Annotated in this window: 9 protein-coding genes; all 9 read left to right on the plus strand. The window is 62.8% G+C overall.

The window, feature by feature from the left end; translation table 11 throughout:
• Positions 1–103: 103 nt before the first annotated feature.
• The 9 genes from FW760_RS18620 to FW760_RS18660 all read left to right on the plus strand — a co-directional run bounded on the left by FW760_RS18620 (position 104) and on the right by FW760_RS18660 (position 14822).
• Positions 104–844: a flagellar basal body rod protein FlgF gene (locus FW760_RS18620; RefSeq protein ID WP_043861786.1), complete on the plus strand. Its 741-nt coding sequence runs from the start codon at positions 104–106 to the stop codon at positions 842–844.
• 45 nt (positions 845–889) lie between these two features.
• Positions 890–1675, plus strand: a complete 786-nt coding sequence (flgG, locus tag FW760_RS18625) for a flagellar basal-body rod protein FlgG (RefSeq protein WP_043861787.1) — start codon at positions 890–892, stop codon at positions 1673–1675.
• A gap of 53 nt (positions 1676–1728) precedes the next feature.
• A complete protein-coding gene (flgH, locus tag FW760_RS18630) occupies positions 1729–2424 on the plus strand; it encodes a flagellar basal body L-ring protein FlgH (RefSeq protein ID WP_043861788.1) in 696 nt (231 codons plus the stop codon).
• A 12-nt stretch (positions 2425–2436) separates the two neighbouring features.
• A complete protein-coding gene (locus FW760_RS18635; RefSeq protein ID WP_054915656.1) occupies positions 2437–3546 on the plus strand; it encodes a flagellar basal body P-ring protein FlgI in 1110 nt (369 codons plus the stop codon).
• Positions 3547–3556: 10 nt separating this feature from the next.
• Positions 3557–4762, plus strand: a complete 1206-nt coding sequence (gene flgJ, locus FW760_RS18640) for a flagellar assembly peptidoglycan hydrolase FlgJ (protein WP_043861789.1) — start codon at positions 3557–3559, stop codon at positions 4760–4762.
• A 10-nt stretch (positions 4763–4772) separates the two neighbouring features.
• Complete coding sequence (flgK, locus tag FW760_RS18645; RefSeq protein WP_054915644.1) at positions 4773–6812, plus strand: flagellar hook-associated protein FlgK; 2040 nt, start codon at positions 4773–4775, stop codon at positions 6810–6812.
• 13 nt (positions 6813–6825) lie between these two features.
• Entirely contained in the window at positions 6826–8409 is a 1584-nt protein-coding gene (locus FW760_RS18650; RefSeq protein ID WP_116053216.1) for a flagellar hook-associated protein 3, read from the plus strand.
• A 70-nt stretch (positions 8410–8479) separates the two neighbouring features.
• On the plus strand, positions 8480–12037 hold the full coding sequence (locus tag FW760_RS18655) for a glycosyltransferase (protein WP_116053219.1): 3558 nt from the start codon (positions 8480–8482) through the stop codon (positions 12035–12037).
• A 55-nt stretch (positions 12038–12092) separates the two neighbouring features.
• Positions 12093–14822 carry a glycosyltransferase gene (locus FW760_RS18660; RefSeq protein WP_116053222.1) on the plus strand — a complete coding sequence of 910 codons (2730 nt, stop codon included), beginning with the start codon at positions 12093–12095 and terminating at the stop codon, positions 14820–14822.
• Positions 14823–14945: the final 123 nt, after the last annotated feature.

Consider the following 14945-nt stretch of genomic DNA (forward strand, 5'->3'; position numbering starts at 1 on the left):
GGGGCTTTACCCCTGTTTTGCAGAGTTGGTTTGAAACTTGCTTGAGTGACCGGCAAAGCAGCGGTGAACGGCAAGTGTTCGCCAGCGCAGCGGAGGATGATCTGTGGACAAGATGCTTTACGTGGCCATGACCGGTGCCAGCCAGAACGCACTGGCGCAACGGGCGCATGCCAACAACCTGGCGAACATTTCCACCAGCGGCTTTCAGCGCGACCTGGAGCAGGCGCGCTCGATGCCGGTGTTTGGTGACAGCTTTCCGGCGCGTGCCTATGCCATGACCGAACGTCCTGCCACCGATTTCAGCCCCGGTGCCATGCAGGAGACCGGCCGCGACCTGGACATCGCCATTGGTGGCGACGGCTTCATCGCCGTGCAGGCCCCGGATGGCAGCGAAGCCTACGTGCGTACCGCCAGCCTCAACATCGATGCCCTGGGCGTGCTGCGCGCGGGCAACGGCATGCCGGTGATGGGCAATGGTGGCCCGATTGCCGTGCCGCCCGAGCAGAAGGTCGAGATCGGCCAGGACGGCACCATCAGCATTCGCGCCATGGGTGAAGGCCCGCGGGTGATGGCCGAGGTCGATCGCATCAAGCTGGTCAACCCCGACGTCAAGACCCTCAACAAGGGCCTGGACGGCATGATCCACACCAAGAGCGGCCAGCCTGCCGATGCCGATGCCAACGTGCAGGTGGTGTCCGGTTTCCTGGAAGCCAGCAACGTCAACGCCGTCGAGGAAATGACCTCGGTGCTGGCGCTGTCCCGTCAATTCGAACTGCACGTCAAGATGATGACCACGGCCAAGGAAGGCGACGAAGCCATGGCTCGGGTTTTGCAAATCGGCTAATTACACAGACGTAGCGCCGTAAAACAGGCGCACGAGGAGAACAGCATGCTTCCGGCTCTTTGGGTCAGTAAAACCGGTTTGTCCGCCCAGGATACCAACCTGACCACCATTTCCAACAACCTGGCCAACGTCTCGACCACCGGCTTCAAGCGTGATCGTGCCGAGTTCCAGGACCTGCTCTACCAGATCAAGCGCCAGCCAGGTGCACAGTCGACCCAGGACAGCGAGCTGCCATCGGGTCTGCAGGTGGGTACTGGTGTGCGCATCGTCGGCACCCAGAAAAACTTCAGCACCGGCAGCCTGCAAACCACCGAGAACCCGCTGGACATGGCCATCAACGGTCGCGGCTTCTTCCAGGTACTGCAGCCAGACGGCACCGTTTCGTACAGCCGTGACGGTACCTTCCACCTGAACTCCGATGGCCAGGTGGTCACCGCCAACGGTTTCGCCCTCGAGCCTGCCGTGGTCGTGCCGCCAGACGCGCAGACCTTCACCGTGGGCCAGGACGGCACCGTATCGATCACCACCGCCGGCAACCCGGCCGCGCAGATCATCGGCAACATCCAGACCGCCGACTTCATCAACCCGGCCGGCCTGCAGGCCATGGGCAACAACCTGTTCCTGGAAACCGCCGCCAGCGGTGCGCCGCAGATCGGCACGCCGGGCCTGAACGGCTTCGGTACCACCCTGCAGCAGACCCTGGAAAACTCCAACGTCAGCACCGTGGAAGAGCTGGTCAACATGATCACCACCCAACGTGCCTACGAGATGAACTCCAAGGTGATTTCCACCGCCGACCAGATGCTCTCGTTCGTTACCCAGAACCTGTAAGTGAAGCCCCAGGGGCGCTGATGCGGCGCCTGTTACACCGTGAGGTCAGAGTCATGAGCCGTTTGTTGTCCGTATTCGCCCTGGGTGGGGTGGTGTTGCTGGCCGGTTGCGTCGCGCCGACGCCAAAGCCCAACGACCCGTACTACGCGCCTGTGTTGCCGCGTACACCCCTGCCTGCAGCGGCCAACAACGGCTCCATCTACCAGGCCGGTTTCGAGCAGAACCTGTACAGCGACCGCAAGGCGTTCCGGGTGGGCGACATCATCACCATCACGCTCAACGAGCGTACCCAGGCGAGCAAGAACGCCAACTCGCAGATCGCCAAGAACAGCAAGGCCGAGCTTGGCCTGACCTCGCTGTTCGGTGCCGGGGTCAACACCAACAATCCGTTTGGCGACGGTGACCTGAGCCTCAGCGCCGGCTACAGCGGCGACCGCGCCACCAAGGGCGACAGCAAGGCGGCCCAGGGCAATACCCTGACCGGTTCGATCACCGTCACCGTGGCCGACGTGCTGCCCAACGGCATCATCGCGGTACGCGGCGAGAAGTGGATGACCCTCAACACCGGCGACGAGCTGGTGCGTATTGCCGGCATGGTACGCGCCGACGACATCGCCACCGACAACACCGTGCCGTCGACCCGGGTCGCCGATGCGCGCATCACCTATTCGGGCACCGGCTCGTTTGCCGATGCCAGCCAGCCCGGTTGGCTGGACCGCTTCTTCATCAGCCCGCTTTGGCCTTTCTAGGTTCGGATGATCATGTTCAACATCAAGCAGCTGATTGCCGCGACTGTCCTGTTGTCCACCGCGTTCGGCGTACATGCCGAGCGGCTCAAGGACATCGCCAGCATTTCCGGCGTGCGTACCAACCAGTTGATCGGCTACGGCCTGGTGGTGGGGCTCAACGGCACGGGTGACCAGACTACCCAGACCCCGTTCACCCTGCAGACCTTCAACAACATGCTCTCGCAGTTCGGTATCAAGGTGCCGCCGGGCTCGGGCAACGTGCAACTGAAAAACGTCGCGGCAGTGTCGGTGCACGCCGACCTGCCGGCGTTCGCCAAGCCGGGCCAGGTGGTGGACATCACGGTGTCGTCCATCGGCAACTCCAAGAGCCTGCGCGGCGGCAGCCTGCTGATGACCCCGCTCAAGGGTATCGACGGCAACGTCTACGCCATTGCCCAGGGTAACCTGGTGGTGGGCGGCTTTGATGCCGAGGGCCGTGATGGTTCCAAGATCACCGTCAACGTGCCATCGGCCGGGCGTATTCCGGGCGGTGCATCGGTAGAGCGCTCGGTGCCGAGCGGCTTCAACCAGGGCAACAGCCTGACCCTGAACCTCAATCGCCCCGACTTCACCACCGCCAAGCGTATCGTCGACAAGGTCAACGAACTGCTCGGCCCGGGTGTGGCCCAGGCGCTGGATGGTGGCTCGGTGCGCGTCACCGCACCCCTGGACCCGAGCCAGCGCGTCGACTACCTGTCGATCCTGGAGAATCTCGAGATCGACCCCGGCCAGGCAGTGGCCAAGGTCATCATCAACTCGCGTACCGGTACCATCGTGATCGGCCAGAACGTCAAGGTATCGCCAGCGGCGGTCACCCACGGCAGCCTGACCGTGACCATCACCGAAGACCCGATCGTCAGCCAGCCCGGCCCGTTCTCCAATGGCGAGACGGCGGTGGTGCCGCGCTCGCGGGTCAACGCCGAGCAGGAAGCCAAGCCGATGTTCAAGTTCGGGCCGGGCACCACGCTCGACGAGATCGTGCGTGCGGTCAACCAGGTGGGCGCGGCCCCCGGTGACCTGATGGCGATTCTCGAAGCCCTCAAACAGGCCGGCGCGCTGCAAGCCGACCTGATCGTGATCTGAGGGGCTGGTCATGGATATGCCTAAAAGCGGCATCAGTGCCGCCGACAGTGGTGCCTACACCGACCTCAACCGCCTCAACTCGCTCAAGGTGGGTGATCGCGACAGCGACGCCAACCTGCGCAAGGTCGCCCAGGAATTCGAGTCGCTGTTCCTCAACGAGATGCTCAAGTCGATGCGCTCGGCCAGCGATGTGCTGGCCAAGGACAACCCGCTCAATACCGAAACCACCAAGCAGTACCAGCAGATGTACGACCAGCAGTTGGCGGTGAGCATGTCCCGCGAGGGCGGCGGCATCGGCCTGCAGGATGTGCTGATGCGCCAGCTGTCCAAGCAGAAGGCCACCAACGCTGCAGCGGCGGCCAGCAGCCCGTTCCCGCGGGTCGATCTGCAGCAGCGCAGCCTGTGGGCGACCAAGGTGGCCGAGCCACTGCGTGATGCCGCCAGCACCAGCCACCGCAACGACATGGCGGCGCTCAATTCGCGGCGCCTGGCGTTGCCCGGCAAGCTCACCGATCGCCTGCTGGCCGGTATCGTGCCCTCGGCAGATGGCACGCCAGCCACCACCAATACCGCCGCGTTGCCGCAGCGCACCACGGCCATGACCGATGCGCTGGTCAAGGGCGACTGGGCCCCGGCCCAGACTTTTGCCGCGCCGGGCTCGATGCGTATCTACGGACGTGCCGTGGCGCAGCCGCCACTGGCCCCGGCCAAGCGCGCGTTCGATTCCAGCGACGAGTTCGTCACCACCATGCTGCCGATGGCCGAGCAGGCCGCCAAGCGTATCGGCATCGACCCGCGGTACCTGGTGGCACAGGCCGCCCTGGAAACCGGCTGGGGCAAATCGGTGATGCGCCAGGCCGATGGCAGCAGCAGCCACAACCTGTTCGGCATCAAGGCCACCGGCAACTGGAAAGGCGATCAGGCACGTGCGATCACCAGCGAGTTCCGTGACGGGCAGTTCGTCAAGGAAACCGCTGCGTTCCGTTCCTATGACTCCTACCAGGACAGCTTCCACGACCTGGTGAGCCTGTTGCAAAACAATGCTCGCTATAAAGATGCGGTAAATGCGGCCGATAAGCCTGAACAGTTTGTGCGAGAGCTGCAGAAGGCCGGGTATGCAACCGATCCGGACTACGCCAGCAAGATCTCGCAGATCGCAAAACAGATGAAGTCGTACGAGAGCTACGCAGCTGTCGCTACTACAACGAAACTATAAGGTTTGAATTATGGCGAGTTTGATCAATATCGGCTTATCCGGTGCCAGCGCTGCCCAATCGGGCATGCACACCACGGGTAACAACATCGCTAACGTCGATACCGCTGGTTACTCGCGCCAGCAGAACATTCAAAACTCCAAGAGTTCGATCCGCGAAGGCCAGGTGTTCATCGGCACCGGCACCACGCTGGCCGATGTGCGCCGCGTGTACAACAACTTCCTGGAAAACCAGCTGCGTACCACCAACTCGCTGAGCAGCGAGGCCAACGCCTTTCTCGATCAGGTCAGCCCCACCGACAAGCTGCTGTCGGACAAGGACACCGGTATCACTGGCGCCCTGCAGAGCTTCTTCACCGCCCTGCAGAGCGCTGGCGCCAAGCCGACCGAAGACGCCTCGCGCCAGTTGCTGCTGACCAGCGCCCAGGCACTGAGCAAGCGCTTCAACACCATCGCCGCGCAGCTCAACCAGCAGAACACCAACATCAACGGCAACCTGTCGTCGATGGCCACCCAGGTCAACAACCTGACGGCCACCATTGCCAACTACAACGACCAGATCTCCCGCGTGTCGTCATTGCAGGGCAGCCCCAACGACCTGCTCGACAAGCGCAACGAAGCGGTGCGCCAGCTCAGCAACCTGGTGGGCGTGGATGTGGTCGAGCGCGAGGGCAACCTCGACGTGTACCTCAAGAACGGCCAGTCGCTGGTGCTCGGCAAGACCACCAACACCCTCGAGACGGTGAACAGCCCGACCGACCCGACGCGTTCCAACCTGGTGCTCAACCGCGGCACCACCAAGATCGATATCACCAACAGCGTCAGCGGTGGCGAGATCGGCGGCCTGATCACCTACCGCAATGACGTGCTGGAACCGGCGCTCAACGAACTCGGCCGTGTGGCCCTGGTGGTGGCCGACCGGATCAACAGCCAGCTGGCGCAAGGTATCGACAAGAACGGTGACTTCGGCGCAACCCTGTTCAACGATATCAACAACGCCACCATGATGGCTCAGCGCAGCATCGCCAAGGCGGGCAACAACGCCGCCACCGGCAGCCTTAACGTCAACATCAAGGACACCGGCAAGCTGACCACCAGCGACTACCAGGTGACCTTTACCGACGACAACAACTACACCGTCACCCGGCTCCCGGGTGGCACTGCAGTGGGCTCCTACAAGCTGGACGAGACCCCACCGCCGGTGATCGACGGCTTCACCCTGGAAATGAACGGTGGCCTGCCCAGCAAGGGCGACTCGTTCAAGATCACCCCGACCCGCGGCGCCGCGGGCAGCCTCGACACCGTGCTCACCGACCCCAAGCGCATCGCGCTGGCGGCGCCGCTGACCGGCACCAGCGGTGCAGGCAACCAGGGTACCGGCATCATCGGTCAGCCCAACCTGACTTCGATGATCGACATCTACGACTCGGCCCAGCGCATCGAGCTGCAGAACGGCCTGAAGTACTCGACGCCGGTCAAGCTGGTGTTCGGTGATGAAAGCACCAACCCGCAGACCTACAAGATCCACAACGCCCAGGGCGATGAAATCGGCAGCGGCACGATCATTCCGGGCCAGGAAAACAAGCTGCAGATCAACGTGCCGATGGTCGATGCCAGCGGCAACCCGGTGGGTACGCCACAAAAGAACATCACCTTTGAAATGACCGTGGCCGGTTCGCCCAAGCAGGGCGACAACTACACGGTGGGCATGACCGGTGCCGGCTCGGCCGACAACCGCAACGGCCAGGCGGTGATCGATCTGCAGACCAAGGCCACCGTCGACGTCGGCCCCAACGGCAAGGGCATCAGCCTGACCGATGCCTACGGCAAGCTGGTGGAGAACGTCGGCGGCAAGGCGGCCCAGGCCAAGCTCGATACCGAGGCCACCGGAGCCCTGCAGAAGTCTGCGGTAGCCGCCAGCGCTTCGGTGTCCGGCGTCGACCTGGACGAAGAAACCGGCAACCTGATCAAGTTCCAGCAGTACTACACGGCCTCCTCGCAGATCATCAAGATCGCGCAGGAAATTTTCTCCACGCTGATCAACAGCCTTTAAGGAGTCGTAGATCGTGCGCATTTCCACCGCCCAGTTCTACCAGACCAGCACCTCCAACTATCAGGCTAACTTCGCCAAGGCCGTGGAGTCCCAGCAGCAGGCCAGTGACCAGTTGCGCGTACGTACCGCCGCGGACGACCCGGTCGGTGCCGCGCGCCTGCTGCAACTGGAACAGCAGAACAACCTGATCACCCAGTACAGTGGCAACATCTCCAGTGCACGCTCCAGCCTGGGCACCTCCGAGGCCACCCTCAACAGCATCACCAATGTGCTGTCGCGGGTGAAGGAGCTGGCGATCGGCGCCGGCAGCGGCAACATGACCGACAACGATCGCAAGGCCAACGAGCAGGAGTTGTCGCAGCTCGAAGAGCAACTGTTCAGTCTGATGAACAGCCGCGACGAGAACGGCAAGTACATCTTCTCGGGTTCGCGTGGTGACACCCAGCCGTTCGAACGCAATGCCGATGGCACCTACTCGTACAAGGGCGACCAGAGCACCACCAACCTGCAGGTCGGTGACATGCTCAGCGTGGCCACCAACGAGACCGGCTACGACGTGTTCCAGAAGGCGCTAAACACCAGCCGCAGCCAGACCACCATGACCGCGCCTGCCAACCCGGCCGACGTGCGTGTCAACCTGTCCAATGGCCAGGTCTCCGGCAGCTCGACCTACAACGACCTGTTCCGCAGCGGCGAGCCGTACAAGGTCGAGTTCGTCAGCGCCACCGAATTCAAGATCACCGACGTCAACAACGTCGACCGTACCCTGGAGGCCACCAATGGCGGGGTCTTCAACCCGAAGGGCGGCAATACCACCATCAACTTCCGCGGCGTCGACATCCGCATGGAAGTCAGCCTGCAGGGCGACGAGCTGACCGACCCCACCGCCGCTGACGACGCGGTGCGCGGGCACGAGTTCACCCTCGCTTCCAAGCCCGACGAAATCACCGGCACCCGCAGCCCCGGCAACGTGTCGCCCGACGGTCAGCTCAGCGGCCTGTCGATCGCGGACAAGGCAAAATACGACGCTGCGTTCCCCGGTGGCGGTGCGATCGTCAAGTTCACCAGCGACACCACATTCGACGTGTATGCCCAGCCTATGACCGCCGACAGCCGTCCTGTGGGCAGCGGTGATACCACCGTCAGCCCGACCCGCGTGGCCGGCGTCGACTTCACCTTCAGTGGCACGCCCAAAGATGGCGACCAGTACTCGGTGCAGGTCAACAACCACCAGAACCAGAACGTGCTCGACACCATCCATCAGTTGCGCACCGCGCTGCTGACACCTGTCGACAACGATCCGGCAGCCCGCCGCAACTTCCTCGCGTCGATGGATTCGGCTATCTCCAACCTGGCCAGTGCAGCGGACAAGATCGCCGAATCCATCAGCTCCATCGGTGGGCGCGGTGCGGCACTGGATGTGCAGGCAGAAACCAACGAAGCCTTGCAGTCGGCCAACACCATCACGCAGAACTCGATCCGTAACGCCGACCCTGCCGAGACGATGATCCGTCTCACGCTTCAGCAGAACATGCTGCAAGCCTCGCAACTGGCCTTCAGCAAGCTGGCCGCGCTCGGGCTGTTCAACCGGCTCTGATTGACCCTTTCTCGCACTACCCACCCGGGGGCGCTCAGCCGCCCCCGGGGTTTTCTCCAGGTCCAGCCCAATGAACGAACTGCCGCTCGTCAGCATCGCCATCCCCGCGTTCAACCCCGAGTTCTTCAGTCGTGCCCTGCACAGTGCCATTACCCAGCGTTATGCCAACGTGGAAGTGGTCGTGTGCGACGACAGCCAGGGTAACGAGATCAAGGCGATTTTCGACCTGTGGGCAGGCCAGGCCACGTGCGCGCTGCGGTATGTGCGCAACCCGTCGACGCTGGGCTTTTCGCGCAATGTGCTGATGTGCCTGGAACAGGCGCGGGGCGAGTTCATCAAGTTTCTCTGCGATGACGACTGGCTGGTGGACAGCTGCATCAGCCAGTCGGCGCAGGTGCTGCGCGACTGCCCGGACGTGAATGTACTGATTCACCACCGGCTGATATGCGCGGCGGACGAAACGGTACTGCCCATGCGCCAGGCCAACTGCATCATTTCCCCCACCAGCGCGTTGATCAACGGCGGCGACCTGCTGGAGGCGCTCGAAAGCAACCTGCCGAACCTGTTTGGGGGTATCAGCCATGCGCTGTTGCGCCGTGCCCAGGTTCAGGACTTTTTGCCGCAACTGGTGCAGGACGGCGAGGGCTTTCGCGCGCGTCTGGTCGAGGCGCTGTTCATCTGCCTGCTGCGCCGTGGCCACCTGGCCTACCTGAACACCATGCTCAGCCTGGAGCGCGTTCACCCCGGGCGCTTGAGCCATCACCCCAGCATGACCCTGGCTTTCGCTACCGAAAGCGAGTGGTTGCGCCAGATGCTCGCCTCGCGCACCAGTGAACCGGCGCCGGCCAGCGGTTGGGTGCGGCACATTCCACTGGAGCTCTACACCGTCGGCGCAGACAAGGCCTGGGAAGAGTTCGAGCTGACGCGCCTGTATGCGCGCCAGGTCGCCAGCTTTCAGCAACAGGTCGGCACCAGCAGCCTGAGCTTCACCGAGCTGTATGGCGAGTGGCTGGGGTGTCGGGTATTGTCGGCGGCGCAGCTTGACCTGCTGCCCAAGCGCATTGCGCAATGGCCGCGTCGCCCGCGCATCGACGTGCTGGTGCTCGCTGCTCAAGACGATGGCGTGGCACTCAAGGCCACGCTGGACAGCCTGGAGCAACAGTCCTATGCCGCTGCGGCCATTTGCGTGCTGGGCCCGGCAGCGCTGCAACCGTTGAACCCCAAGTTCGTGCAGGTGCACGCCCAGGGCCACGCCATCGAGCAGCTCAATGACTGCGTGACCCGCGATGGGGCGGGCGACTGGGTATTTCTGCTGCGCGCAGGCGACTGCCTGCACCCGCATGCGTTGGTCATCATGGCCGAGCGCATGGCACTGCAACCCGACTGCGCGTGCCTGTACACCGATGAAGGCACCCACGACAACCTGCAGCCCAGCCAGCCGATCTTCAAGCCGGACTTCAACCTGGACCTGATGCGCAGTGTTCCCTACGTAGGCAGGCTGCTGGCCTTCGATACCGCCCGGGTGCGTGAGCAGGGCGGTTTCGACCCGCAGTTCGAGTCGCTGGCTCCCCACGACATGCTCTGGAAACTGGTCGAGAGTCAAGGGTTGGGCGCGGTGGGGCATGTCGCCGAGCTGCTGGTGCAATGTCGCTACGGCTATGAGGCCTGGCAGCGGGAAGCGGCCTGTGCCGTACAGGCACCCAGGGTGCTGCGTGCGCATCTGGCACGCCTGGGCGTCGAGGCCGAGGTGGTCAGCGCCGAAGGCTCGATGTTTGCCCATGTGCAGTATCGACATGCCGATACGCCGGCGGTGTCGATCATCGTTGCCGCAGGCGATGACGTAAAGGCACTGACGCGCTGCGTCGAATCGATTTTCGAGCACACCGCCTACCGCAACTACGAGATCCTGATTGCTGTCAGTGGTCGTGAGTCGATGCCGGTACAAGGCTGGCTGGCTGCAATGCAGGGGCTTGGCAGCGAGCAGTTGCGCATTGTGCCGGTAACCTCGGCGAATGGCCCGGCGCTTTACAACCAGGCCAGCCTGCAGGCACGTGGCAGCTACCTGCTGTTGCTCGATTCGGACTGCGTGTTTTTCGATGCGCAATGGCTTGATGAACTGGTAGGTCAGGCCCAGCGCCCAGAGGTCGGCATCGTCGGGCCAAAATTGTGCAACCAGACTGGCAACGTGACCGGAGCAGGCCTGGTGCTGGGGCTGCACGGCGTTGCCAGCAGTCCGTTTTTCGGCCAGCCCGCAGACGCCAATGGCTACATGAATCGGTTGGCCTGCGTGCAGAACTACAGCGCCGTGAGTGGCGTCTGCCTGATGGTACGTCGCGAGCTGTTCGACCAGCTTGGCGGTCTGGACGGCGAAACCTTCTCGACCGGCTTGAGTGATGCCGACCTTTGTCTGCGTGTGCGCGACCATGGCTATCTGATCGTCTGGACTCCCTTTGCGGTGGTTGCCAAGGCCACCTCGCAGACGGTGGCCCTGGACGAGCAGCACAAGGACAGCTTCTACGAGCGCTGGCTGCCGCGCGTGGCCAATGACCCGGCGTACAACCACAACCTCAGCTTGCGCATGGCCAGTTTCAACCTGGAGCCGGGCCTGCGCGAGGGATGGGTGCCGTTCATCCAGCCGGTGCTGCCTTTTGTCATGGCCTTGCCAATCAACACCACTGCGGTCGGACACTATCGCGTCAGCCAGCCGTTCAAGGAGCTGGAACGGGCCGGCTGGATACAGGGACAGTTGAACTATGTGCTGCCGAGCATGGTGGAGCTTGAGCGTTGCAAGCCGGATGTGATCATCCTGCAGTGCCGCTATACCACCGGCTCGCTTGAGGAGATGGCGCGCATCCAGCGACTTTCTTCGGCTCGGCGCATCTACGAGATCGATGACTACATCATCGATGTGCCCGAGAAGAATGAACACCGGCGCAACATGCCCGGCAACATGCGCGAAATGGTCAGCCGCGGTATCGCCCTGTGTGATCGGGTGGTGGTCTCCACCGAGCCACTGGCCGACGCGCTGTCGAGCATGCACCGGGATATTCGAGTGGTCCCCAACATGCTCTCGCGCTCGTTGTGGGGCGGCCTGAAGGGGCGCCGCCAGACGTCGGCGCGTCCGCGTGTCGGCTGGGCGGGCGGCACCAGTCACCGCGGCGACCTCGAACTGCTGGCCGAGGTGGTCAAGACCTTGGCCAATGAGGTCGACTGGGTGTTCTTCGGCATGTGCCCGCAGCTGCTGCGTCCCTACATCAAGGAGTTTCATGCCGGCGTGCCGCTGCACCTGTACCCACAGAAGCTGGCGGGCCTGAACCTCGATCTGGCGCTGGCGCCGCTCGAGCAGAATCTGTTCAACGACTGCAAGAGCAACCTGCGCCTGCTGGAATACGGTGCTTGCGGTTTCCCGGTGATCTGCACCGAGACCAAGGCCTACGGTGGTTACCTGCCCTGTACGCGGGTACGCGAGAATTCGACCGAACAGTGGCTGGAGGCAATTCGCATGCATCTGTCTGACCCACAAGCCAGCTACCAGCAGGGTGATGCCCTGCGTGAAGCGGTACTGCGAGACTATCTGCTTACACAGCGGCACCTCCAGCATTGGGCAAATGCCTGGCTGGCGGACTGAATCCTGGCACTCGGTCACGCCGGGCGCCGACTCCATCATTTGAAACAGGTACGTTATGAACACAATTGGAACCGGGTCGCGCAGTGATGTAACGGTCGTTCTGCTTGGACATGAGCAGGTCGATCACCGTGCACGGGCACAGCACTTCTACCAGCAGGCCGGTGTGCCTTGCTTGCCATTGGAGTCATTGCTGGTCAGCAGCAGTCAGACCTGCAGCCAGAGGTTGGCTCAGGCACTGCAGCAGGTGACTACCCCATGGGTGGTGCTGTCGCTGGATTCCGATTTCATTTTGCCCGCAGCCCTGGATAACGCTGCAGTGTGTTTGAGCGCTACATCGCAATCAATTGGTGCTCAGGGTTACGCACTGGCGTATGCGGTAGCTAATGGGCAAGTGGCCTATCACAAGCTGGGTGCTGCTTTGGAACCCGTGTCTGCCGAGAGTGCCACCGCGCGCCTGGGCCAGTACGCTCAAGCCGCACAGTCTGCCTGGCGAGCGGTACTACAGGTCAGCGCCTTGCAGGTGGCACTGGCGCAGTTACCCGAGCACCTGGACTTTTCCGGCTGGAGGGTGGCGTTATCCTACGCATTGCTGGCGCAAGGGGCGATCCAATCCCTTGACCAGACCGATGTGGTCTCGGAATACGCGCCTAGCGCACTGCCGCCTGCTGCTTTGGAAGAGCGCTTCACTCAAACTGCTCGCGCATTGCGGCAGTGGGATATCGCCACCTTCGGGCTGTGCGTCGATGAGCCAGGCTTTGCGCTGCTCGATCGTTTTGTCCGCAACACGTACGCTTCGCTGGAGCAACCGCTGCTCTTCACCTCATCCTGGACGCGTGTGACAGAGGCGCCTGAGCGTCTGTTTGAGCCGCGTCAGTATGTCGAACTGCCGTATTACAACGGTGCATTGTTCGCGTTCCTGACCACGCTGGAGTTTCTCTGCCATGCCTGGCCTGCCGGTGAGCGCCAGCACCACGCGCTGGAAGGCAGTTGGGTACGCCAGCGTGAATTGCTGCTCACTCACCCCAACGATACGCTCGAAACCCTTCAGCATCGCTATTGGGAGGCGCTGGAACTGGGCCTGTTCAATCGTGAGGTCTGTCAGCGCTTGGCCGCTTCTCTGACCAGTGAGGACGATCAGGCCAATGCTGCCGAAATGAGCGATTGGCTGGAGCGTCTGGCCCTAATCCCTGCGCTTGATCCGCAGAAGGGGTTGGCCGCCACGTCCTCCGGCAAGGTGCTTGCGAAGCTGGCTGCCGCAACGCCGGATGATGCCGCGCGTGCGCGTATCATGGCGCGTCTGAAGCCTTCGCCGGCTACGCAGATTGCCTTTGTGGTGTTGGACCTGGCTGATAATGATGCCGCTCTGCAAGCTACCTTCGACAGCCTACTTGCCAGCGGCCTGCGCCATTTCAAACTGCTGGTCCTCAAGGCTGGCAAGCCGCCGGTTATCACTACCGCGCGTGACACTTTGCATTTCATTCAGGTTACGCAGGACAACTGGGTCGCCCACCTCAATCATGCGGTGCGCCAGTTGCCGAGTGAGTGGCTGTTGCTGCTGCAGGCTGGCGAGCAACTGCTCGCTGGGGGCTTGCTGCATCTGTCACTGGAGTTGGCCGGCGCTTCGGCTTGTCAGGCTATTTGTGCCAACGAGGTTCAGCGCGATGAGCAAGGACGCCTGAACAGTGTGGTACGTCCAGGTGCCGACCTGGACCTGCTACGTGGGCAACCTGCACTGATGTCGCGCCACTGGCTGATGCGACGCCAGGCGGTGCTCGAGCTGGGAGGCTACAGCGACGCCCAGCGTGATGCCGTCGAGCTTGACCTGCTATTGCGTCTGGTCGAGACCCATGGTCTGGCTTGCCTGGCTCATCTGGATGATTATCTGGTGCTTGGCGAACAATCTTCGCCGGCATTGACTGCCCAGGCCAAGGTGGTGCTCGAACGGCATCTGGGGCAGTTGGGCTATCGTGGGCACGTTAGTGAAGGCAGCGTATCCGGCCTGCAGGTCGATTTTCGTCATGCCGGCACGCCATTGGTCAGCATCCTGGTGGCGGGCGAGGAGGGCAGTGCGTCCTTGCAGGCAAGTGTGGCCAGTGTGCTGCAACGTACGCGCTACCCGCGCTACGAAGTGATCGTAGCGTGCTCTGGCGATCAGATTGCTCAAGAAGCGGCCGAGTTCCCCGGGTTGGGCAACCGGGTACGGGTGGTGAACGCATCCCCCGGCGCCTCGCGCAGCGACTTGCTCAACCTGGCAGCGAGCCAGGCCAAGGGCGAATATCTGGTGCTGTTGTCGGCGGGTGCAGATGTCATCAGCCCAGCCTGGCTAGAAGGGTTGCTCAACGAAGCCCAGCGCCCGGAAGTCGGCGTTGTGGGCGGCGCGCTGTACAGTGACGATTCGATCCTGGTCCATGCCGGTTATGGTCTACTGAGCGGCCCGCGGGTTGGCGCGCCTTGGCTGGGCACCGCGGATCAGTGGCAATCGGCCGTGCGTGGTTGCGCGGCTGTTTCCGGTGCCTGCCTGATGGTGAGCAAGGTTCTGCTGGAACAGTGTGGTGGATTGCAGGCAATGCCGGGGGCGGATATCGAGTTGTGCCTGCAAGTGCAGAGCGCAGGATTGGCGGTGGTGTGGACACCACAGGCCCAGGTGCGCGTCGTAGAGCAGTCGGTACCGGATACCAGCGTTGCCCTGGGGTTGGCTGAGCGGTGGCCGCAGGCTTTCACCGGTCGTGCATTCGACGAAGAGTTGAGCCCTGGGGGAGAGTTGGCCTGGGTGGCGAAGCTGTAAGCGTGTTGGTGTGATTTGCCCTGGGTCCCTCTGTGCTTGGAGGGGCTCGGATCGTGCTTCACTCGGTACCCGGTTCTGCGGATGCTGGTGCGTCGCTTACCGGGCAGCCTTGTCATAATTAAA

It is taken from the genome of Pseudomonas sp. 1176_21, assembly GCF_052850635.1.

Bases quoted from the DNA above. Each gene is read 5' to 3' on its own strand.
- flgH (WP_043861788.1), top strand. From the start codon at position 1,729: ATGAGCCGTTTGTTGTCCGTATTCGCCCTGGGTGGGGTGGTGTTGCTG.
- flgJ (WP_043861789.1), top strand. From the start codon at position 3,557: ATGGATATGCCTAAAAGCGGCATCAGTGCCGCCGACAGTGGTGCCTAC.
- flgK (WP_054915644.1), top strand. From the start codon at position 4,773: ATGGCGAGTTTGATCAATATCGGCTTATCCGGTGCCAGCGCTGCCCAA.
- FW760_RS18660 (WP_116053222.1), top strand. From the start codon at position 12,093: ATGAACACAATTGGAACCGGGTCGCGCAGTGATGTAACGGTCGTTCTG.
- flgG (WP_043861787.1), top strand. From the start codon at position 890: ATGCTTCCGGCTCTTTGGGTCAGTAAAACCGGTTTGTCCGCCCAGGAT.
- FW760_RS18655 (WP_116053219.1), top strand. From the start codon at position 8,480: ATGAACGAACTGCCGCTCGTCAGCATCGCCATCCCCGCGTTCAACCCC.
- FW760_RS18635 (WP_054915656.1), top strand. From the start codon at position 2,437: ATGTTCAACATCAAGCAGCTGATTGCCGCGACTGTCCTGTTGTCCACC.